The organism is Sphingomonas sp. TREG-RG-20F-R18-01 (genome assembly GCF_022662475.1).
Taxonomy (GTDB): Bacteria; Pseudomonadota; Alphaproteobacteria; order Sphingomonadales; family Sphingomonadaceae; genus Sphingomonas.
Genome location: NZ_JAKNQQ010000001.1, coordinates 1044262 through 1067775, shown reverse-complemented (window position 1 = coordinate 1067775; position 23514 = coordinate 1044262). Strand labels below are relative to the sequence as shown.

At 68.1% G+C, this 23514-nt stretch carries 13 protein-coding genes; 6 read left to right on the top strand and 7 right to left on the bottom strand.

All coding sequences use genetic code 11. From position 1 onward, the window contains the following. Nucleotides 1-39: 39 nt before the first annotated feature. From L8K25_RS05315 to L8K25_RS05300, 4 genes are all read left to right on the top strand, one after another. Nucleotides 40-606: an ankyrin repeat domain-containing protein gene (locus L8K25_RS05315; RefSeq protein ID WP_242137832.1), complete on the top strand. Its 567-nt coding sequence runs from the start codon at nt 40-42 to the stop codon at nt 604-606. Between the two features lie 143 nt (nt 607-749). Beyond that, a complete protein-coding gene (locus L8K25_RS05310) occupies nt 750-1760 on the top strand; it encodes an alpha/beta hydrolase-fold protein (protein ID WP_242137831.1) in 1011 nt (336 codons plus the stop codon). A gap of 74 nt (nt 1761-1834) precedes the next feature. Further along, on the top strand, nt 1835-2725 hold the full coding sequence (locus tag L8K25_RS05305; RefSeq protein WP_242137830.1) for a 3'-5' exonuclease: 891 nt from the start codon (nt 1835-1837) through the stop codon (nt 2723-2725). Nucleotides 2726-2869: 144 nt separating this feature from the next. Then, complete coding sequence (locus L8K25_RS05300; protein WP_242137829.1) at nt 2870-3673, top strand: IclR family transcriptional regulator; 804 nt, start codon at nt 2870-2872, stop codon at nt 3671-3673. Between the two features lie 82 nt (nt 3674-3755). Here the strand turns inward: L8K25_RS05300 and L8K25_RS05295 are convergent, their stop codons facing one another. The 7 genes from L8K25_RS05295 to L8K25_RS05265 all read right to left on the bottom strand — a co-directional run bounded on the left by L8K25_RS05295 (nt 3756) and on the right by L8K25_RS05265 (nt 19494). After that, on the bottom strand, nt 3756-6149 hold the full coding sequence (locus L8K25_RS05295) for a DUF3772 domain-containing protein (protein ID WP_242137828.1): 2394 nt from the start codon (nt 6147-6149) through the stop codon (nt 3756-3758). Between the two features lie 150 nt (nt 6150-6299). Further along, on the bottom strand, nt 6300-8228 hold the full coding sequence (locus L8K25_RS05290) for an alpha-L-fucosidase (protein ID WP_242137827.1): 1929 nt from the start codon (nt 8226-8228) through the stop codon (nt 6300-6302). Nucleotides 8229-8242: 14 nt separating this feature from the next. Then, a complete protein-coding gene (locus tag L8K25_RS05285; RefSeq protein ID WP_242137826.1) occupies nt 8243-10567 on the bottom strand; it encodes a GH92 family glycosyl hydrolase in 2325 nt (774 codons plus the stop codon). Further along, nucleotides 10564-11994 (bottom strand): glycoside hydrolase family 125 protein, encoded by a 1431-nt coding sequence (locus tag L8K25_RS05280; RefSeq protein WP_242137825.1) that lies wholly within the window; start codon nt 11992-11994, stop codon nt 10564-10566. The genes L8K25_RS05285 and L8K25_RS05280 overlap by 4 nt, the downstream gene beginning before the upstream one ends. After that, nucleotides 11991-14540, bottom strand: a complete 2550-nt coding sequence (locus L8K25_RS05275) for a glycoside hydrolase family 3 C-terminal domain-containing protein (RefSeq protein WP_242137824.1) — start codon at nt 14538-14540, stop codon at nt 11991-11993. Before L8K25_RS05275 ends, L8K25_RS05280 begins: the two co-directional genes overlap by 4 nt. Further along, the gene (locus L8K25_RS05270; protein ID WP_242137823.1) at nt 14537-17140 is read right to left on the bottom strand and encodes a glycoside hydrolase family 2 protein; all 2604 of its coding nucleotides are present in this window, start codon (nt 17138-17140) and stop codon (nt 14537-14539) included. Before L8K25_RS05270 ends, L8K25_RS05275 begins: the two co-directional genes overlap by 4 nt. Then, nucleotides 17140-19494 (bottom strand): family 20 glycosylhydrolase, encoded by a 2355-nt coding sequence (locus tag L8K25_RS05265; protein WP_242137822.1) that lies wholly within the window; start codon nt 19492-19494, stop codon nt 17140-17142. Before L8K25_RS05265 ends, L8K25_RS05270 begins: the two co-directional genes overlap by 1 nt. 245 nt (nt 19495-19739) lie before the next feature. Here L8K25_RS05265 and L8K25_RS05260 point away from each other — a divergent pair, with 245 nt between their 5' ends. Together L8K25_RS05260 and galA are read left to right on the top strand one after the other, a co-directional pair. Beyond that, nucleotides 19740-20477 carry a GntR family transcriptional regulator gene (locus tag L8K25_RS05260; protein ID WP_242137821.1) on the top strand — a complete coding sequence of 246 codons (738 nt, stop codon included), beginning with the start codon at nt 19740-19742 and terminating at the stop codon, nt 20475-20477. 36 nt (nt 20478-20513) lie between these two features. After that, nucleotides 20514-23441 carry a beta-galactosidase GalA gene (gene galA, locus L8K25_RS05255; protein ID WP_242137820.1) on the top strand — a complete coding sequence of 976 codons (2928 nt, stop codon included), beginning with the start codon at nt 20514-20516 and terminating at the stop codon, nt 23439-23441. Nucleotides 23442-23514 lie beyond the last annotated feature (73 nt).

Here is a 23514-nt window from a genome sequence, read left to right as displayed (position 1 = left end):
TGCGGATCGTTCCCGGAATCGAACTTACGAGGAATTCCGGTGTCAGACGCACATACGAAGGCCGAACTGCCGCCTTTGCCATCCCCCGAGCGGCTCCAGGACTTGTTGCATCAGGCTGCACGCCTCGGACGGGACGACGTCATCCCGGCACTGCTGCAGGCCGGCGCCGACGTGGATGCGCGGGATGCCAAGGGGTACACGCCGTTGATCCTGGCAAGCTATAACGGGCACCCTGCCGCCACGACGGTGCTGCTGGAGCATGGTGCGGATGCCGATGCGGGAGATGGCGCGCGCGGCAATACCGCCCTGATGGGCGTGGCGTTCAAGGGTTATGCCGCCATCGCCCGGCTTCTTCTCGATGCGGGTGCGGACGCGAATATGCGCAATCTGGCCGGCCAGACCGCGCTGATGAACGCGGTCATGTTCGGCCATGGCGCGATCGTCGAGATGTTGGTCGCGGCGGGCGCCGAAGCCGACGTGGTCGATGCCGGGGGCAATAGCCTTGCCAGCATCGCGGCCGGGCAAGGCAATGCCGCGATGGTCGAGCTGATCAACCGGGCCGCAGCCCATGCCGGCGACGCGATCCGGGCATCCTCATCCGACTGAGACGGTCCTCGACGCGCAGGCGCGCGACACGGATCGGGCAGCGGCTTTTTGCTCCACTGGCCAACCGGCCATTGGCGCGGCCGCAGACTTGATGCACATCGGCAGGCGTGCCGGGCGACGGCATGGATCATGGAGCGGCATCGATGCGCAAGCGACCGGCGATCATCCTGGCGTTGCTGTTGGCGGGCACCGTCCCGGCGCAGGCCGACACCCGCCATATCGCGCTGCCCTACCACGACGCACCCGAGCGCACGGCCCGCGCGGACATTCCGCACGGCACGATCAGGAGCTTCATCCTGCGATCGGCCGATAGCCGGATCTATCCGGGCATCCGGCAGCTCGACACCGCGACCACACGCCGCCGCGACGCCTATGGCAATCGGCTGGCCGCGCCCGCGGACCAGCAGTCGGAGCCTGGCCCTTATCGGCGAGAGGTCTTCGTCTATACGCCGGCCGGCTACCGTCCGGGCACCGCAGCGCCGTTGCTCGTTGTGCAGGACGGGCGCGATTATGTGGCGCGCGTGGCGGCGGCGCTCGACGGCCTCATCGCTGCGCACCGCGTGCCGTCGATCGTGGTGGTCCTGATCCAGTCCGGTGGCGGAGACGCGCAGGGGTCCGAGCGCGGTCTCGAATACGACACCATGTCGGGCCGCTATGCCGAGTTCGTGGAGCAGGAAGTCCTGCCGCAGGTCACGCGCCTCTACGGCGTCCGCTTTACGCGCGACCCGGAGGGCCGTGCGACCATGGGCGGCAGCTCCGGGGCGGCGGCGGCCTTCGCGATGGCGTGGTATCACCCCGAATGGTATCGCAAGGTGCTGTCCTATTCGGGCACGTTCGTGAACCAGGCCGCGCCCGTCGATCCCCGGACTCCGCATGGAGCGTGGGACTATGCGACCCACCTCATTCCGGAAACCACCCGCAAGCCGATCCGCGTCTGGATGGAGGTGGGGGCGCACGATCTCCACTGGCAGGATCCGGAAGGCACGTTTCATAACTGGCCGCTCGCGAACGACCGCATGGCAGCGGCGTTGGAGGCCCGGCGCTACGATTACCGCTACGTCGTTGCGGCCGATGCCGGGCACGTCGACGGCGACGTCATCATGCAGACGCTGCCGGACGCGCTCGCGTGGCTATGGCGCGACTACCGGCGCTAGGCCGGGCCGATCGGATGCCCGGCGGCCGCAATCACCCGATGTGTTTTGCGCCGGGGCAGGATATGGCGCCAACCATGCGTCCGATCGAAAACCCGCTTCCTGCCGTCCTCCCGACACCCTTGGGAAAGTCCGACGCCGATTTCGTCGTCGTCGACGTCGAGACGTCCTGCTCCAGCGTCAGCAGCATTTGCCAGATCGGCATCGTCGGTTTCAAGAACGGGGTCGAGGTCTTCGAGTATGAGACGTTGATCGATCCCCTCGACCGGTTCTCGTCGTTCAATATCCGAGTGCACGGGATAACCGGCGATCATATCGCAGGCGCGCCGACCTTCGGCGCCGTTCACGCCACCATCGATGGCCATCTTTCCGGCCGCATCACCGTGGCCCACTCGTTTTTCGACAAGGGGGCGCTGGGGGCGGCCTGTCGGGTGCATGACCGCGCGGAGATTGAAACGACCTGGCTGGACAGCGTGCGCGTGGCGAAGCGTGCGTGGCCCGAACTGCCGAGCCACCGGCTCAACGTGCTGACGAAATTCCTGGGGGTTCGCCATAAGCATCACGATGCGCTGAGCGACGCGCGGGCGGCGGGCATGGTGATCGTCCGGGCGATCGAGCATACGGGCATCGATCTCGCCGGTTGGCTGGCACCGTCCCGGACGCGCGCCGGACCCGCGCCCAAGGCGGCGGCGGGCGGCCCGCTGAAGGGGGAGCGGGTCGCGATTCTCGGCGCGCCGCGAGACGGAGCGTTGGCCAGGCTGCTCGCGGCGGCCGGCGCGCGCGTGGTGGCATCCGTTGGAACAACCACGACGCAGCTCGTCATCAGCAACGACCAGCCATTCGGGCAATATGTGACGGCACATGCCGAATACCGGCGGGTCGACGCATTGCGGCGGGGCGGGGGTGTCATCGAGATCGTGTCGGAAGACGAGGTCCGCGCGCGTCTCGCGGGTCTCGGTGCGCGCTAACCGGACGTCCGCGGGCCCGCCTCGCCGCGCCTGGGCCGATTGCTGCGCCTGCACGGACGGTCGCGTTGTCGGCTTTGGCGGGTTTGCCGGATTGACCGCGGTCCCCGTTCGCCGTCATGCTCGGCGCATGACCGAGGTAGCACGATGATCCGACCGGGCCCGAAGGGCACTTACGCTGCGCCAGCGATCGAAAAGGCGTTCGAGATCCTCAACATGCTTTCCAGCCACCCCGACGGCGCGCTGGTCAGCGAGATGGCGACGTATCTCGATCGCTCGGTTGGCGAGCTGTTCCGCATCGTCATCGTTCTGGAACAGCTCGGCTATCTGCAGAAGTCCGCAAAGTCGGATCGGTATACGGTCGCCTATCAGCTGCTCGATCTGGCCTATCGCGCCACGCCGGCACAGAATCTGGTCGACGCCGCGATGCCGGAAATGCGGCGGCTGGCGCTCGATACCGGCCAGTCCTGTCATCTGGTCGTGCTCAACGGCGCACAGGGGTTGGTGATCGCGCGCGAGGAAAACCCCGGTACGCGCGGGTTTTCGCTTCGGCTTGGCGCGACGATCGATATCCTGCGCAGCTGTTCGGGACATGTCATCCTTGCGTTCCTTGCGGCGGACCGCGTGGATCCCGTCATTGCACAGGCCGAGGCGTTGCAGGATGCCGCGATCGATCGCGCCATGCTGACGGAACGACTGGCGACGATCCGGTCCCGCGGGTTCGACCGGCGGACGAGCCCGATCACGCATGGCGTGACCGACATCAGTTTCCCGGTTTTCGGGTTTGACGGCATGGCGATGGGCGCGTTGACGATCCCGTTTCTCGAGCTGATCGACGGGTCGCAGAAGGTCGATTTCGAAACGGGGCAAACGCTGCTGCGCGGCGCCGCCGATGCCATATCCGCAACGCTGGGGTTCAACCCCCAGCGCCTGTCGCGGCAATCTTCCTGATCCCCCGTGGCCGTAGCCGGCTCCGGCCGGCCAATCGGGCGTTGCTGCGCTTGCTCCCGCCTTCGCGCCGCCCGTGCTTCCGTCAGTCCGTGGCGGGGGGTGCCAGGGTCTGCGGCGAAATCCACTCGATCCGCTGCGGCACGGTCCCGATGTCGATCCCTTCCTTGCGAAAGCGTTCCAGCAGCGTCATCAGCACCGCGCTCCGCGCCGCATAAGCGGCCCGCGGGTGCACGACGTGGCCGAAGCAGTTGAATTCGATCCGCCCGTCCATGATCGCATCGATGAACACCGCCGGGGCCGGATCGTCCAGTACGGCGCTTTCCCCGGCGAAGGCTTCGTGCACCATTGCCTTCACGGCCGGCGCGTCGCTTTCGAGCGGTACCGAAAACTTGATCTGGATCCGCCCGAGCGGATTGGACAAGGTCTTGTTGAGGACCGATTTGGTGATCAGTTCCGAGTTCGGTACGATCAGCGTCGAATGATCGGGAAGCTCGATTTCGGTCGAGCGTACGCTGATCCGTTTCACGTCGCCTTCGTCGTTCCCCACCCGGACGAGGTCGCCGATCTTGATCGGACGCTCGGCGAGCAGGATCAGCCCCGAGACGAAATTCTGGGTGATCGCCTGCAGGCCGAAGCCGATCCCGACCGACAGGGCCGACAACAGCAGCGCGACGCGCTCGACCCCGATCCCCAGCGAGGCGAGCGCCCAGATGAAGGCGACCGCGATGCCGACGTAGCGCGCGACGAGGCTGACGGAATTGCGACCGCTTCCATCGAGATCCGTGATCGGCAGGTAACGCGTCTCGAGCCAACCCATGAACCCGCGCACGAGTGCGAGGCCGATGAACAGCACGACGATGCCGCGCAGGATGTTGGCCGGCGCGATCGAGACGCCGCCGAACTCGACGCCCTGGGCAAGCACGCCCAATCGGCCGAACACCGTGCCGAATCCGGTCGTGCCGACAAACGGCGTGACCAGCAGGCTCAGCGCCACGAGCACGAGCACGACGCGCAGGAAGGCGGAAAGCAGCACGCCGAACTGATCGACCATGCTCGGACGGACGCCGAGGGCACGGGTCAGCGTGACTCCCAGCCGACTGTCGCGCACGAACATGCTGGTGGCGACGTCGTCGACGGCGGCCGTCAGCAGGTACAGCGTCGTGCCGAGCACGGTGGCCCAGGCGATCATCCAGGCGACGAACAGGCTGAGCGCGATATAGCCCAGCAGCAGTCCGACCAGCGCGGTCGCCACGAGCACCCAGGCGAGCAGCGTCCCGAGCCCGATCCCCGCGCTGGTCTTGACGTTTTGAGGTTCTTCGGTTTCAGCCCGCTTGGCGCGCAGGCGTCCGAGGACGACCAGGAAGACGATGATCAGCAACAGGTGCAGCAACGCGTTGAGCGCCTGTGTCGCGATCAGGGCGGCCTGGCTGGCGCCGATTGCTGTATTGAATGCACCGACCACGATGCTGGCAAAGGACAGGCCGGCGAGGACCCAGGACAAGGGGCGTAGCGCGCTGGCCGTTTCGTCGTCGATCGGCGCGACACGCCAGGACGCGCCGTTGCGCATCAACAACGCACCGCTGACGGCGGCGGTATACGCGCAGAACCCCGTTGCCGAGACGAAGGCGTCGAGCAAGCTGCTCCACCGCGTCGGGAGCAATCCCGACCAGCGGAGTCCCTGTGCCAGCGCCGCCGCCGCGAGCAGCGGCGCGAGCGTTCCCACGATGACCCGCCACAATGCATTGGCGGACCGTCGGACGCGGTGTCCCGGCGCGCTTTCGACCAGCAGGCGCTGACCGATGCTGCGCGCGCGGACGCGCACGGGGAACAGCAAGACGAGACCCAGGATGATGCCGAGCACCATCTGCCAGGGCAGGCTACCATGCCATTGCGCACGGATCTGCTGCGTCCCCTGCGATACGAAGAGCCCGGTCCGGCGCAGGTCGCGCGGCAACGATTGGACGATCGCGCGCCAGAAGGCGGGCGTGACGGGCGAAGCGACCTGGGCCGTGATCTTTTCGTTGAACTGTTCCGCGCGACTGCGGTCGATCTCGTCGAGCAGCTGCCCTGCCTCGACATTCGCCAGGCCCCCGCGCTTGATCGAGGAATCGATCACGCTGCGCTGCTGGGCCAGGCTCTTGCGTTGCACGCTGATCTCGAGCGGTTCGCTGACGCCGGGTGTTATCGGCCCAAGCCCCGCGATCCGCGCATCGATCAGGGTTTCCTGCTGCTGGAGCTGGCTGGTGACATCGGTCGCGACCTGTTGCGCGGCGAGCGCGCGGCTGCGCAGTGCTTTCTGCGCATCGGCATCGACGCGGTCGTCGAGCGATGCGTCGACCGCGCGCAAGTCGACCTCGGCCTGCCGCAGTTGCAGGGATAGCGCCGCGACCGACGGGGTTTGAGCGACCGCCGCACTGCCGCTCAGGAGCAGCAATGCGGTCGCGATCAGGCGCAGGCAGGTCGTCAACACAGGCATCACAGGTCCGCCGGAGAGGGACCGTTCCCCTGCGCCAACGCGGACCGGGGCGCAACATCCGCGGTCATTCCGGCACCGCAAGGCGCCTTGTGAACCGGGTGACCGCATTCCGCTGGGTCACCCTGCCGCGGCATCTGCGCCCCGGCAACGTCATCGCGGCGCGATGAAGCCGCCGACGCCTGCCAGGGCGAGGGACGCCGCAGGAACCGCGGTCGCCCCGAACGACAGGCGCAGCCACCGTGCGGGGCGCGGCCTGGCGAAGGCGAGGCGCTGCGTGGCCAGCGCATAGGCAATGTTGGCGAGTTCACCCGCGCCGGCCGCTTCCCAATGCGTCCCGTCCGTGCTCGTCTCGCAGCTATAGTCGCGCGGGGGGGCAACGCCCGTGTCGAGCGTCCGGGATGGCGTGATGCTGATCCCGCCGAGCCGGACCTGCTGCCCCATGTCGATCGTGACGCTTGCCGGCTTGCCGGCGCCGGGGGCGGGCGTCGTCCAGCGCGTCGCCGCGTCATCGTCGAGCAGCGCCTCGGCACCGGGGGCCGAGGCGGCAACGATCCGCCAGCCGGCGGTCGACAGGATCGTCGGGTCGGTCCTGGTGCTCGGGACGACGGCGACGGGCGCGGCCTGCCGGAACAGGGCGAATTCGCGGATCGCGGGGCAGGCGGGTGCCTCCAGGATCCGCAGCCGGAGCCGACGCGCGGCGATCGGGCGGGGCAGGCGGATGATGCGTTGCGCGCCGATGCCCTGATGCTCGGCCAGCGTCTGCCACGTCCCATCGACCTCGGCATCGATGGCAAAGCGGGTGACGCGGACGCCGAGCGGCAGATGTTCGCGCAACCGGATCAGGTCGAAGCTCCGCCCCGGCGGCAGGTCCAGCGTCAGCGTCGGCGTGTGGATTGCATCGGGCGTGGACCAGTAGCTGTCGCTGTTTCCGTCGAGCACATGCGCGGCGGCGAACGCCGCGCCGCGTTCCGCGCTCGCGTGCGCGACCGCGCCGAGCGCCAGGTTCGTGGCATAGGTCGTCGCCTGGGCCGCACCGAACGATTTGAGGACGGCGGCGTCGGTGTCCGGGATCCGGCCGCGCCGATCGGGCGGCAGGTTGAGGTTGAGGTTGGTGCCGCGCCCTACCGATTCGTCGAACAGCTTCAGCAGGCGTTCGGGAGTCTTCACCTTGCCGTCCTCGTCGGCGTGGTAGAACCAGCCGGGACGGATCGACACGTCGGTCTCGGCAGGCCACCACAAGGGGGCACCGCGTACGCCGCTATTGCCCTCGGACTGGACGTAGGGATGGTTGGGCATGGTCGGCCAGCACGGATCACCCGCAACGCCGTCCTCGTTCCCGACCCACCGGATATCCGCGCCGAGCGGATCGAAGGTGCACGCCATCGGCTGATGCTTGTGCACCAGCGCGATCGTCGTGGGCCAGTCGTAATAGGCCGGCGCGTCGATCTTGCGGGTTTCGCGCGCGCCACCGTAATAGCCGTCGCCACCGTTCGCGCCATCGAACCAGAATTCGAACAATGCGCCGTAGCGCGTGCAGAGCTCGACGATCTGCTTGCGGAAATAGTCGACATAGGCTGGGCGGCCATAGTCGGGATGATGTCGGTCCCATGGCGACAGGTACAGTCCGAACGCGAGCCCGGCGCGCCGCGTCGCCGTTGCCATTTCGCCGACGATGTCGCCCTTGCCGTGCTTGTACGGTGTGTTGCGGATGCAGCGTTCGGTGAGCAACGTCGGCCACAGGCAAAAGCCGTCATGATGTTTGGCGGTCAGGATGATCCCGGTCATCCCCCCCGCCTTGGCCGCCGCGACGATCTGGTCGGGCGCGAAATCGGTCGGGTTGAACAGCACCGGATCCTCGTCGCCATACCCCCATTCCTTGTCGGTGAAGGTGTTGATCGAGAAATGGATGAAGGCATATTGCTGGCGCTCGTGCCATGCGCGCTGGCGCGCCGAGGGCGTTGCGCCCCACGCCGCCGGGGCGCCCGCCGTTGCCTTGGCGAGCGCGGGGGTGGCGAGCGCGGGCAGGGCGGTGGCGGCGAGGCCGGAGGCGATCACGCCACGGCGCGAGGGATGAGGCATCTGGATCTCCGGGATCAGGCCGAATGGCCGAAGGATGGGGGGCGATCGGCGCGTGCGGCGCCGAAATCTCGGTTGGGCGTGGCCGACATGGTGAAGCGCAGCGTGCCGCCCGCGCTCAGCGTGCGATGGTCGATCCAGCTCCTGGTCCAGGGTTTGCCGTTCCACGTGACCGCCGTGACATAGGGCGTATCGGCCCGATTGCCGGGTGCCTCGATCGTCAGCGTGCGACCCGCGCCGACCCGCACCGTCGCATGGTCGAACAGCGGGGCACCGAACACATAGGCCGCCTCGACCGGGTCGACCGGATAGAAGCCGAGCGCGGAAAAGACGAACCATGCGCTCATCTGGCCGCAATCGTCATTGCCGATGATGCCGTCGGGCGCGTTGCGATACATTTCGGCGCACAGCCGCCGCACCATCGCCTGCGTCTTCCACGGCTGGCCGGCATAGGCATAAAGATACGCGGCATGCTGGTCGGGTTCGTTGCCGTGCGCATATTGCCCGAGCATGCCGGAAATGTCGGGTGGCGCATTCCTGGGCAGCGTGGAGGGTGCCGAGAAGAACGCGTCGAGCTTTGCCGCGAACGCCGCGTCGCCGCCGACATGCGCGATCCGGCCATAGATGTCGTGCTGGTTGAGGAAGGTCGCCTGCCAGCCGTTCGCCTCGGTATAATCCCGCCACCACGGTTTGGGCATGTGCCCAAGCTGGATCGGATCGTAGGGCGTCCACCAGCTGCCGTCCGTAAAGCGCGGGCGCGCGAAGCCGGTCTCGCGGTCGATTACGTTGCGCCAATTGCCGGACCGCTTGAGCAGCCGATCGGCCGCCGCGCCCGCCCCCGCGGTGCGCGCGAGATGCGACGATGCCCAGTCGTCATAGGCATATTCCTGGGTCCGGCTGACGCTTTCGAACACCGCGTCCGCCGGGACGTAGCCCAGCCGGTCATACAGATCGCGCCCGAGGCTGTTGTCCTTGTCGGGGGCGGTGACATCGAAACTGCGCCTGGCGATCGCGGGCCAGGCGGCGGCGTAATCGGCGGGGATGCCCTTCGCCTGCGCCTCGGCCAGCGGGACGACGCCGTGCCAGCCGATCATCGTGCCGGTTTCCTTCCCCTGCAATGGCCAGACGAGCGGGCCGAACGGCGATTGCTGGGTCTGGCGGATCAGGTCGTCGATCAAACTCTTGGTTCGTTCCGGCGCGATCAGCGTCAGTAACGGGTGGAGCGCACGGTAGGTGTCCCACAGCGACCAGCTGCTATAGGCCGCCCCGCCGCGCGGAACGGTGTGGATCTGCCCGTCCAGCCCGACGTAGCGACCGTCGACATCGGAGAACAGCGTCGGGGCCAATTGCGCGTGATACAGCGCGGACGCCATGATCGTGCGCTGGTCGGCACTGCCGCCGGTGACCTGTACCACGCCGAGCGCCTCTGCCCAGCGCTGGCGCGCCGTCCGCAAGACCCGGTCAAAATCCCAGTCGCGCGCTTCGGCCGCCAGGTTCGCGCGTGCGCCCGCGACGTCGACGCCCGAGATGCCACAGCGCAGCACGATCGGTGCTGCCCCCGCATCGGTCCAGTGGAGCACCATCTTGAGGCGCTTGCCGGCAATCCGCTGCGTCCCAGCGGGCTGCTCGGTATCGCCGTCGGCGTAGAAGGTGACACGGTCCGGCCGCCGCGAACAGTGCAGCGCGAAATGGATCCGCCGGCCCTTCGCCCAGCGGAACACCCGTCGGCCGCCGGTGATCGTCCCGTCCGCATCGATCGCAAGCGTTGCGTCGTCGATCAGCGGCGCCGAGTCAGAGGTATCGTGGACCAGATGTGACAGGTCGATCAGCACGTGCCCCGCCCCGCGAGGGAAAGTGTAGCGATGCCAGCCGGTCCGCTCGGTCGTCGTCAGCTCGGCGGCGACTCCGGATTCCAAGTGCACGCGGTACGACCCTGGCTCGGCGGCTTCGTTCGCATAGCGCTGGCGATAGCCCGCATCCGGATTGTCGAGCGGCCCCGGCAGCAACTGTACCGGTCCGGTCGTCGGCACCACCAGCACGTCGAGCATGTCGCCGATTCCCGTGCCCGACAGATGGGTGTGGCTGAATCCCATGATCGAGCCGTCGCCGTGGTGATAGCCCGAACACGTCGCCCAGCGCTCGACATCGGTATCCGGCCCCAGTTGCACCATGCCGAACGGCAGCGTCGGGCCGGGGTAGGTATGGCCGTCACCGCCGGTGCCGACGAACAGGTTGGGCGCGGTGCGCGGCACGGTCGGGCGGCCGACGACCCGTGCGGGCAGCGCGCCGGCGAGCAGCGCGAGGGCGGAGCTTCCGATCAGGGTACGGCGGTCGATGGTCACAGCGGGGCTTCCAGCAAGGCGGGGCGGGTATGGGCGATGCGAACGATCAGCTCTCCGAACAGGCCATTGGCCCAAGCGAACCAGGAACGCGTGAACTGCGCGGGATCGTCCTGATCGAACGTCTCATGCATGAAGCCGGTGCCGGCATCGGTATCGCGCAACGTCTTCAGGCAGGCGCGGATCGTCGCCGGGTCATCGCTCGAGAGCGCGCGGACGATCAGCGACATCGGCCAGATCTGGCGCAGACCGACATGCGGGCCGCCAATGCCTTCGCCCGCCTTGCCCTTGAAGAAATACGGGTTAGCCGGGCTCCACGCCGCGGCCTGCGTGCGCAGCCATAGCGGATCGTTCGGCGCGACGCAGCCGAGGTAGCCGAGTCCCGAAAGCGACGGCACGTTGGCGTCGTCCATGAAGATCGCATTGCCGAAGCCGTCGACCTCATAGGCCCACACGTCGCTGCCGTCGCGCAGCCGCATCCGGCCGTGCTCGGCGAGCGCCCGCGCGACCTCGTCGGCCAGCGCGGTGGCCTCCTGCGCCAGCGCCGCGTCGCCGCGCGCACCCTGCGCGACGACGGCAAGCTCGCGCAGGACCGTCACCGCGAACAGGTTGGCCGGGATCAGGAAGGGGTAGAGGCAGGCATCGTCCGACGGGCGAAAACCGCAGTGGATCAACCCCACGGAGCGCGACGGGTTGCCAAGGCCTTCCAGCGGCATCGTCTCGATATTGCGGTCGCTGACGCGCAAGAAACGGTAGGGGCCTGGACCGTCCTTGCGCTGCTGCGCGCGGAAGGTCGCGATGCTCAGCCGGGCTGCCGCCGCCCAGCGCGCGTCGAACGGGGTTGGGTCGCGGGTCGCCTGCCAATAGCCATGGGCTAGCCGCATCGGATAGCACAGGGAATCGATCTCCCATTTGCGTTCGGCGACGCCGGGTTTCATCTCGGTCTTGTCGGTTAGCGCCCAGCTGAGCGTGGTCTTGGCGGACGGATCCTCCATGAAGGCGTTGGCGTAGGGATCGATCAGGATCGAGCGCGCCTGTCGCGCGATCAGGCCGCGGAACACCGTGCGGAGCGGCGCGTCCTCGCGTGCGAGGTGGAGATAGGGCGTCATTTGTGCGGAGGAATCGCGCAGCCACAGGCAGGGAATGTCGCCGGTGATGACGAAGGCATCGGGCGCGCCGTCGATCGTGCGCAAGCGCACCGTCGTATCGAGGGTGTTGGGGTAGCAATTGGCGAACATCCAGCGCAGCTTCGCGTCGCCGATCTTCGCCGAGACGCGCGCGATCTCGCGTTCGACCGCGCGACTGGTGAAGCGGCGCGCGCTGGCATCGGGGCGCTGGCTCGGAAAAGGGACAGTCCCCAGCGCCGGGGATGCCGCCAGGGTGGCACCAGCCACGCCACCGACCAGCGCCTCGCGCCGGGTGAGGATCATTTCGGCAGCTCCTGGCGAGTCCCGGTGATCGTCAGGTCGATCCATGCGCCCGGTGCGGTGTCGGGCTGGCCGCCGCCGACGAACAGGCGATAGCTGCCCGGTTCGACGGTCCGCGTGCCATCGTGCGCGACGAGGCTCAGGCTGCGCGGATCGAGCGTGAAGGCCGCCTCGCGGCTCCTGCCCTTGGCGATGGCAAGCCGGGTAAACCCGACCAACTGACGCTGCAGCACGGGGGACGTCATCCCGCCGACCGGCTTTATGGTCGGGACGAGATACGCCTGCACGACCTCCTCGCCGTCGCGCGGTCCGGTATTGGCGACGCGGACGCGGACGGTCGCGGGCTGACCGGCCGCAACCCGGAGGGTCGTGACCGGCGCGGTATAGCCGAAGCGCGTATAGCTGAGCCCATGGCCGAAGCCCCAGGCGGGCGTGCCGGTAAAGTAGCGATAGGTCCGCTCCTTCATGCCATAGTCGACGAAGGCGGGCAGGTCGGTAGTGCGCGCGTAGAAGGTGACCGGCAGGCGCCCCGAAGGATTGTTGCGCCCGGCCAAAGTCTCGGCAATCGCGGTGCCGCCGGATTCACCCGGATACCAGGCGGCGAGGATCGCGTCGGCGTCGTTCGGGTCGAGCGCGACCGCGCTGCCGCTGGTCAGCACCAGCACGAGCGGCTTGCCGGTCGCCTTGAGCGCCGCGATCAGCCGTTGCTGCGCAAACGGCAGCGCGATGTCGGTACGGTCGCCGCCGACGAAGCCGGGAACGCTGATCGACAGCGCCTCCCCCTCGAGGTCGGGCGACAGGCCGACCGAGACGACCACGACGTCGGACGCCTTGGCGGCAGCAACGGCTTCGGCTATCAAGGGTTCTGCCGGCGGCAGCCACATCAACCGCACGCCGCTATCGTCGCTGACGTGGTCGAGTTCCAGCTTGAACGAGACCGCGCGTCCGTCGCTGGTGAACGGCACGTCGATCTGGCCCTTCTTGATCTCGCCTTCCGCCAAGGGCTTGCCGTCGATCCACAACCGCGCAGCGTCGTGGGACTTGCAATATTTCCAGCACGCCGGCGCATCGATGACGAGGCGATAGCTGCCCGCCCCGGGGGGAACGAGCGCGCCGGTCCAGCGGGCACTCCACTGCGCGCCGAGCCCGGGGGCGGGTGGTGCGCGGTTGGTATCGTGATCGATCGTGCGTTCGAGACGGGACACGACGGGCTGGCCCGCGAAGCCCGGCGCAGCGAAATAGTCGGCCTGCAATCCCGCGGCGCCGTTGGCGCGCAACGCCGTTTCCGGCACCAGCACGGGTGCGCCGTCGGCCAGCAGCGATCCCTGCGCATAGCGCACGTTGGCCGTGCCGAACTGACGCCGCAGCCCCTCCAGTGGGGTGACCGGCGTGATCGCGGTGCCGTGATAATTGCCCTGCAATACGCCGACATCGTCGGCATCGGCACCGATCAGGGCGATTCGCGTGCCCGCCTTGAGCGGCAGCCGGTTGCCTTCGTTCTTGAGCAGCACGATCGCCTTGCGGGCCGCTTCGAGCGCGACCGCGTGATGATCGGGCGTGCCGACCTCTTTGGGCGAAATCCGCGACCACGGGCTGGTCGCGCCGTAAGCGATGCCCAGCGCACGACGCGCCGACAGGGCGCGGCCCAGCGCCGTATCGATCTCCTGCTGCGTGACGAGCCCGCGCTTCAGCGCTTCGGGCAGCGCCGCGTAGGTGGTGCCACAGTTCAGATCGGTCCCGCCCTTGAGCGAAGCCGCCGCCGCGCCCGCTGCATCGAGCCGGTAATGATGGAACATGTGGACGTTGGCGACCGCGTCGCAATCCGAGACGGTGAAGCCGGTGAAGCCCCACGCACGCCGGAGCCGGTCGATCATCAACGGGGCATTGGCGCAGGCGGGGACGCCGAGGATCGCATTATACGCGCACATCAGCGACTGCGCCTTGCCCTCGGTCACCGTCATGCGGAACGCGGGCAGGTAAGTCGCTTCCAGATCCTGTGGGGACGGGTCGACGTCGAAACTGTCGCGCCCGGCCTCTGGGCCGCTGTGCACCGCGAAATGCTTGGGCGTCGCAATGACCTTCGGGTGCGCGGGATCGGGCCCCTGCAGCCCGGTGACGAAGGCGACGCCGAGCCGCCCGGTCAGATACGGATCCTCGCCATAGGTTTCCTGCCCGCGGCCCCAGCGCGGATCACGGAAGATGTTGATGTTGGGCGACCAGATCGTCAGGCCCTCGTAGATCTTGCGATCGGCGCCGACCGGCTGCGCATTGAACTTGGCGCGGGCTTCGGTCGCGACGACATCGCCGATCCGCTTGACCAGCGGCGCATCCCACGTCGCGGCCATGCCGATCGCTTGCGGGAATACCGTGGCATAGCCGTTGCGGGCGATGCCGTGCAGCCCTTCGCTCCACCAGTCATATGCCGGAAGCCCGGCCGCGGGATCGGCGGGGGCGCTGCTCTGGAGCTGCGCCGCCTTCTGCTCCGGCGTCATGGTGGCAAGGTTGGGCGAGACTTGAGCGGCTTCGGCCGCGAGCAAGAGCCAGATCATCGACGGGATCCCAGCGAACGGAGGGTGAGGGCGGCGGCAAGCGCCTTGGGCGAGGCTTTGGAGGTTACGCTGATCGTGCGGCTTTCACCCGGCAACAGGTCGAACCCGTCATCCGAAGGATGCGCCCCGACGTCGCCGAAGTCGAGCATGACCGCGCGCGCCAAGGCAGTGGCGCGAACCGTCACCCTGTTTCCGTCCCAGGTCGCGCTGAGCCCGGGGTCGGGATAGTGCATCGTCTTGGGAACCCCGCGCTCGATCATCGCGCGGCTGACGACCGCATCGCCGACGAGCAGCTCGGCCATCGCATAGCTGGTCGCGGGATCGGCCCCGGCGAACAGCGTGGCGTCGTCGAGTTTCGCCACGTCGGTCGCCGACAGTGCGGGCATGGTCGCCGCAGCGCCCTGCTCGGCCAGCGGCTTGCCCGCCATGTCGAATGCCCGAACGCGCCAGCGCGCCGGTGTCGGCGTGGTCGCGTCGGACACGAGCGCGATCCGCGTGGTCGACTCGGTATGTTCGGCGACGATCACCTGCGGCGCGAAGAAACGGCGCGCGGCAAATTGCAACAGCTTCCACCGACCGTCATGATCGATGCTCGACCAGGAGATCGACGGCCATACGTCGTTGACCTGCCAGAAGAGCGACCCCATGGTCACCGGGCGGCAGGAACGGTGATGGAGCGCGGCCAGCGCGATCGCCTCGGCCTGGTTGACCTGACTGAGATAGACGAAGTCGGCAATGTCCCGGGGTTCGCCCAACCGGTCCCGCATGTACAGCAACAGCCGGTCATTGCCTTCGCCCGCCAGGAATTTCTGGTGCGCCTTCAGCACCACGCTGTCCGGTTTCAGCGGACCCTTGCCCGCGAACGCGCGGACCGTCGCCATGTCGGGCATCGCCTGAAAGCCATATTCGGACATGAAGCGCGGGCACGAATCGAGATAGCGCTCGACCGGCTTGGACCCGGACCAGACGTCCCAGAAATGGCGATCCCCGGCGGCATCCGTATCGACCGGGCCGTCGTAATCGGTCGAGGGCGAACCCGGCCAATAGGGCGTGCCCGGCGCACGGGTCAGCACCGCATCGCGCAGGACGCGGTCGAACAGCACCGCCATGCCGGCACCGATCCGCTCCTGCTCGTCCGCGCCGACGGCTTTCTTGAACGCCTTGCGATCGCCCCAGTTTTCCCAGCCGGCCAGGATCTCGTTGCCGCCTGACCACAGGACGATCGACGGGTGATTGCCGATGCGTTCGACCTGTTCCTCCGCCTCGATCCGGACGGTCTCGCGGAAGGCGGCGTCGGGCGGCGTGACGGAACCGCCGAACATGAAGTCCTGCCACACCATCAGGCCCATTTCGTCGGCCATGTCGTAAAAGGCGTCGTCGAGATAATAGCCGCCGCCCCAGACGCGCAGCATGTTCATGTTGGCGTCGCGCGCCGCGGTGAGCAGCGGGCGCATCGATGCGGGGGTGACGCGCGTCGGGAAGCTGTCGAATGGAATGACGTTCGCGCCCTTGGCGAAGATCGGGATGCCGTTGACGCGGAACCCCATCGCGCCGCCACCGCGGATCAGCTCGACCGTGCGCAATCCGATGCGGCGTTCGGCGGTGTCGGTCGCGGTACCGTCCTGGGTGAGCGCGGCCGTGACGCGGTACAGCGGTTGTGTGCCATAGCCCACGGGTTGCCAGCGCTCCGGGCGCGCAACGGTGATCGGCAGCGATACGGCATTCGCGCCCGCCGCCAGCGTGATCTGCTGCACGACGTCCTGCCGCGCCCCGTCCGGAGCGGTCAGGGTGACGCGGACCTGCGCAATGCCCGGCCGATCCGCCTGGATGGTTGCCTTGGCGGACAGCCGCGCCTCGGCGTCCGACAGCGCGTCCTGCTCGACGCGCAGCGTATTGATCCGCGCGCTGTCCCATGCCTCCAGCCGCACCGGGCGCCAGGGTCCGACGTTGAGGATTCGGGGACCCCAGTCCCAGCCGTAATGATATTTGGGTTTGCGAATGTAGGGGGAGGTCTGCCGTCCCTTGGGCTCGTCGCCGAACGCCGAGTCATACTCGCCCGGAAGCGATTGCTGCTGCGCCATCACCATCGGCTGCAGCGTCCTGATCGGTGCGGCGAAGGTGATGAGGATCTCGTTCGCGCCGGCTTTCAGGAAGCGCTTGGCGTCGATGCGGAAGCGGCGATGCGCATTCGCCGCGCTGAGCGCCGTCTGGCCGTTGATCGTCACCGTGGCGAAGGTGTCCAGACCGTCGAACACCAGGTCGAGATGGTCCCGCGCAAGCAACGCCGGCGTGACCTGGAGCGTCCGCCGATATTGCCAGTCGGTCCGTCCGACCCACTGGATCGCGGCTTCGTTGGTCGACAGGAACGGGTCGGGCACGCGGTGCCGCGCGATCAGGTCCTGCTGGATGCTGCCGGGCACCTTGGCCGGGAACCAGCGCGCCTCGCTGCGATGCGCCGCGACGGCGGTACCGTCGGACGGCGCGATGCGCGCCTGCCAGCCATCGTCAAGACTGATTGCCGAGCGCGGGGCCGCGACGGCGGGCGCCGCAATGCCGGTCAGAAGGGCCATGAGCAAAGCGGTACGCAGCGACCGGCGCATCAGTGGGGCTCGCTCAGTTGCACGGACGCGAGCGCGTAGTTCGGGCCGGCGGCCGGCGATGTGAATTGGAAGCATAGATCCTGATCCCCCCTCGTTCGGGGTAGCGTACCCGAAAATGTCATGCGCGTCGGTGTCTTCGCCGGGTCAGGCAAGGGAAAACTCGCCACGACTACCGGCGCTGGGCTACTCGGACCGGCCGGCCCCTTTTGCTGTACCGGACAGCCGAGGGACACGATCAATTCGCCGAACGCGGTGACGCGATAGTGTTGCCGGACATCGGCCGTCTCGTGCGCCAGCCCGAAATTGCGCGGAAACCGCGCGACGTCGACCGTAAAGCCCGTCGCCACGTCGAGCGGGGCGGCCGGATAGACGCTGCACGTGTCGAACAGGGCGACATGGAAAGCGGGACCATTGGCTTCGGCATCCGGGGTCAACGGCATCCGCAGCGCGAGCGTCTGGTCAGGGCAGGCGACTAGGTCCGCCGGGGTGCGGTTCAGCAAGGCGGCCCGGCTCGTCGCGAAATCGCGCACGCGGGCCGTGGCGCGCCCGTCGGCATCGAACGCGGCGGCCTTGATGGTCGCGCCGGGGGGCAGGTCCAGCGGTGCGCGATAGGCTGGCGACCTGGCGGACGGTGCGCTGCCGTCGAGCGTGTAGCGGATCGTTCCCACCGGCGCCTGCGTACTCAGCGCGACGGCAACCTTGCCCTTGCGCAGCGCGTCGCCGCGCGTGCCCTGCACGGCGTAGGTCACGGCAAAGGCGCTGTCCGCCACCTCGATCCCGCTGCGCCGCCAGCGCGCGACTTGGCGGGCAAGACGGTTCGTGAAGCCGGCGAAGTCGCGCGGCGCGCGGGACCATGTCGTTTCCGCCAGCGCCGCCGCGCGCGGAAACAGCGCATGCTGCATCTGGTACGGCGTCACGAGATATTCGCTCCAGGCATTCGCCTGCGCGCCCAGCACATGCCTGGCGCGGGCCGCGTCGATCCCCTTGGGCAGGGGGTCATAGGCGTAAAGGTCGGCGAGCGTCTGGACGGCGAGCCGGCCGGGCGGTTCGTCGCCCTGGTCGCTTTGCAGATTGTCCAGATAGAGCGTCGGGGCTGGCGACAGCACGACATCGTGCCCGGCGTTGGCCGCATCGACCGCGCCCTGTTCGCCGCGCCACGACATGACCGAAGCGGACGGCGGCAACCCGCCCTCGAGGATCTCGTCCCAGCCGATCAACCGTCGTCCCTTGGTGGCGAGGTAGCGGCCGAATGCGTCGATCAGCCAGCTTTGCAGTGCATTCTCGTTCTTCAGTCCCAGCGTCTTGATCTGCGCCTGGACCTTCGGCGCGCGTTCCCATTGGTCCTTGACCGCCTCGTCCCCGCCGAGATGGACATAGCTGCCGGGGAATACTGCGATCAGTTCGTCCAGCACATGCTCGACGAACGCGACGCCCCTTGGCCCGGGGTCGAGCAGATAGGGGTTCACCCCCCAATCGTGCGACACCGCCGGCTGGTCGCCGAGTACGCCGAGCTCGGGATAGGCCGCGACGAGCGCCTGCGCGTGTCCGGGCAGATCGATCTCCGGAACGATCGTGATCCCGCGCTCGCTGGCGTACCGCACGAGCGCGCGCAACTGGTCCTGGGTATAGAAGCCGCCGATCCGCGTCGTCGGCGCCGGTCCGCCGGCGGACGGCGGCGTCCGGAACGCGCCGAGCGCGGTCAGCCTCGGGTAGCGTTTGACCTCGAAGCGCCAGCCCTGATCATCGGTCAGGTGCAGATGCAGCACGTTGAGCTTCACCGCCGCCATCTGGTCGACGATCTGGTACAAGGACGGCAGCGGCTGGAAATGCCGCGCGACGTCGACCATCAGCCCCCGCCACGCAAAGCGCGGCGCGTCCTTGATCGTGACCCCCGCGAGCGTCACCGGCTGGCCGAACGCCTGGTCCGGGCTGAGCAACTGCGCCAGCGTCATTGCACCGTAGAAAAAGCCGCTGCGGGTCGCCGCCGCGATGCGGATCCCGGTGGCGTCGATCTCGAGCCGATATGCCTCCGGTCCCGTGATGGTGCGGTCGCGGACGAAGCGGATCGTCGCTGCCGACGACACCGTCCGTAGCGCGATCCCGCGCGTCGTCGCGACCCGATCGATCAGCAATCGCGCGGCGGATGCGGCTTCCGCATCGCCGGGGGGCGTGGCAATGCCGGTGCCCGTCGCAACCGTGACCGATCCCGACGCTGGCGCACTTTCGGCGGGAAGCGGGAGTAGCGGCATCGCGGCCGGCACGAATGGCGCGGAGGCGGCAACCGCCGCCGAGCAGGCACACAGCGCGCTGATCGCGCCGAGCCACCGCCCCAGCGTGCGCGCAGAATTTGCCATGCCTCGTTCCTCCGCTCGGTCACGCTACAACGCATCCCGCTACGGGGTGTAACCAATATAAGTCCACTTGCAAGCGGTCCGGCGGTATCCGTGGTGTTGCAATCGCCGGGTTCCACCAATGGCGAGAATACCAATCTGAGGAGGGACTATCCCGATTGATCACCTCCGGGACATTGACTAGGCTGCCCGGCAAGAGGGACATGCGGGCGAGGAGAGGCATCGCATGCTCGCCAGGGGGATGGGCATTGGCATTTACGCATCAGATCGGCACGTTCAGGGAGGGCAATCCCGCCCCATTGTATCTGCAGCTCCAGCAGTTGATCCGCGACGCGATCGGGCAGGACCTGCTGGCACAGGGGGATGCCATTCCGGCCGAACGCGACCTTGCGACCGACTATGACGTTTCGCGCATCACCGTGCGCAAGGCGATCGGCGGGCTGGTCGAGGAAGGCTTGCTGACGCGGCGGCGTGGAGCGGGCACGTTCGTCACCGGGCGCGTCGAGAAGAGTTTCTCGAAGCTGTCGTCCTTTTCCGAGGACATGGCGGCGCGCGGCAAGACCGCGTCGAGCAGCTGGATCAGTCGCACGACGGGGACGGTCGATCCCGAGGAAGCGATGTCGCTGGGTCTCTCCCCGGGTACGCCGGTCTATCGTTTTCATCGCATCCGCTTTGCCGACGAGCAGCCGATGGCGCTCGAATTCTCGACCATCGCCGGCTATTGCCTGCCGACGATCGGTGCGGTCGAGGAATCGCTCTACACCGCGCTCGACAAGGCCGGGAGCCGCCCGGTGCGCGCGTTGCAGCGGCTGCGCGCAATCCCGTTCGGGGCGGAACATGCGCGGATGCTGGGCGTCGATGCCGGCCATCCCGGGCTGCTGATCGAGCGACGCGGGTTCCTCAAGGACGGCCGCGCGGCCGAGTTCACGCGGTCCTATTATCGCGGGGACGCTTATGATTTCGTCGCGGAGCTATCCGATCTCTGAGCGTTGCCGTCGACGCCGTTCCAAAGGAATAGGGTCATGAACCGTCGCCAGCTTCTGCTTGCCTCCGCCGCCAGCGCCGCGGGGGTGGCGAGCGGCAGCCTGGCGCGGCTTCCCGGGCCTGCCGTCTCCGGCGACGCGGGCGGACTCCCGATGCCGCGCCCGACCCATGCGCTCCCCCCGGTTCTGCCGGAGTCCGATCCGGCGCGGGTTCGACTGGAGCGCGGATGGCAGTTTCATGAGGGCGACGTCGTTGCGGTGGCGCCCGCGAACCACGAACAGACCTATCTCAGCGTCAAGGCCGGCAACGCGCAGGGTGCCGCTGCGATGGCGTTCGACGATTCCGACTGGCTGCCGGTGCGCCTTCCGCACGACTGGGCTGCAGCACAACCGTTCGTCGAAACCGCCAATATCTCCCAAGGGTATCGGCCGCGCGGGATCGGCTGGTACCGGCGGACGCTGCGTCTGGATCCGGCGGATCGCGGCAAGAAGATTGAGCTGCAGTTCGACGGGATCGCAACCAATGCGACGATCTGGGTCAATGGCAGCGTCGCGGCGCATAGCTGGTCGGGCTACACCGGCGTCGTGGTCGACCTGACCCCTTTCGCGCGCTTTGGCGATGCGGAGAATGTCATCGCGGTGCGGGTCGATGCGCAGGCGATGGAGGGCTGGTGGTATGAAGGCGCGGGGATCTATCGCCATGCCTGGCTCGTCCGTCGCGCCGCGGTCGCGATTGCGAGCGATGGCCTGCATGCCGACCCGCGCCGCGATGGTGACGGGCGCTGGCACGTGCCGGTCGTGGCCACGCTCACCAGCGTGGACCATGCGCCGGCGACGGTCACGGTCGAGGCAATGCTGCTGGATGCGGTGGGGCATACGATCGCTCGTGCCGCGGTGTCCGCAGTGGTCGGCGCGCTCGAGGACTCGGTCGCGACGCTGACGCTGGACGTCCCGTCCCCCGATCTCTGGTCGATCGAGCAGAGCAAGCTATACACGCTCGTCGCCCGCGTGCGCCGCGACGGCGCGGTGGTCGACGAACGCCGCGTGGCGATCGGGTTTCGGACGATCCGGTTCGATCCGGCCCAGGGGTTTTTCCTCAACGAACGTCACGTGAAGATCAAAGGCGTCTGCCTGCATCAGGATCATGCCGGCGTGGGCGTGGCAGTGCCGGATGCGTTGCTGCGCTGGCGACTCGAGCGGCTGAAGGCGATGGGATGCAATGCGATCCGCTGTTCGCACGGCGCGCCCGCGCCCGAACTGCTCGATTTGGCGGACCGCATGGGGTTCGTCGTGATGGACGAGAACCGCCAGTTCAACCCCGCGCCCGATTATCTGGCGCAGCTCGAATGGCTGGTGCGGCGCGATCGCAATCACCCTTCCGTCATCCTGTGGTCGGTGTTCAACGAGGAACCGATGCAGGCGACCGAGGCGGGGGTCGAGATGGTGCGCCGGATGGCGCATGCGGTGCGCACGCTCGATGACAGCCGCCCCGTGACCGCCGCGCTCAACGGGTCGTTCTTCGATCCGGTCACGGTCGCGAACGTCGTCGATGTCACCGGGTTCAATTATTATCAGAACGATTACGACCGCTTCCACGCGATGTTCCCGGCCCGCGCGATGACCAGTTCGGAGGATACCAGCGCTTATGAGACGCGCGGCGCCTTCAGCGGAGACCCGGCGCGGCATATCGCCTCGTCCTACGACGTCGAGGTCACGAGCTGGGGCGACACGCATCGCTCGACGTGGAAGAAGATCGCGGACCGTGCCTTCGTCGCGGGCGGGTTCGTCTGGACCGGCTTCGACTATCATGGCGAACCGACGCCGTATGCCTGGCCGACCATCTCCAGCTTCTTCGGCATTCTCGACCTGTGTGGATTCCCCAAGACCGCGTTCGACATCCATCGCGCGCATTGGGTCGACGATGCTCCGGTCGTCAGCCTGGCACCGCATTGGACGTGGCCGGGACGCGAGGGGCAACCAATCGTCGTTTTCGTGATGAGCAATGCCGAGCAGGTCACGCTTCGCCTGAACGGTCGCGTCCTCGGCACGCAACCGGTCGACCGGATGATGGGGAACAGCTGGAGCGTTCCCTATGTCGCCGGGCGGATCGAAGTGGTTGCGACGCGCGGCGGGCGGACGGTGGCCAGCGCCGTCCAGGAAACGACGGGCGCACCCGTCGCGCTGCGGCTGACCCCGGCGCGCAGCATGATGGCGGGGGACGGCGAGGATACGCAGCCGGTTTCGGTCGACGCGATCGACGCGCGCGGGCGGCATGTCCCGACCGCCAACCTGCCGGTGCGTTTCGCGGTGTCCGGCGCGGCGATCATCGGTCTGGGCAATGGCGATCCCAATTGTCACGAACCCGAACAGTCGGCCGCGGACGCGGGCGCGCGTTCGCTGTTCAACGGTCTGGCGCAGGTGATCGTCCGGGCGGACACCGGCAAGGGACGCATCGTGATCGAGGCGCGGGCCCCCGGGCTTGCGCCGGCCCGGATCACGATCGATCGGCTTGGCATCGCGGCACCCGCGCAGGTGGCGGTCACCGCGCCGCAGCAACGGATCGCGCAGTGGCGGCGATCGATGCCGTTCGACGCACGGCCCTCGCCCGACCTCGCGCCACGCGACGGCGACAATAACAGCTGGGCGTTCGTCGCCAGCGGAACGGCAACACCCGGCGGGGACGGCGGCGGCGGTGATGGGGGGCGGTGGCGGATCTATCGGACCGCGATCGTCCCGTGGCGCGCGATCGGTGCGGGCGGGGGGCGGATTCACTTCGCGTCCGTCGTCGGGCGCGGGGAACTATGGGTCGACGGCCAGCGCATCGCGACCAAGGCGGAGGTTGCGGCGGCACCGATCGACGCGCGGATCGCCCCGGGCGCGGGTGCGCGACAGATCGTCCTGATCCTCGAGGCGGACAGTCATGCCGCCTCGGGCATCGTCGGCTCGGTGACGCTTTCGGCGGCGTAGCGCGGCTGCGATCCTTTGCGGCCGGTCTCGATGGGCCGAAGGCGCAGGAGGCCGCCGCTCCGCACCCTAGGTC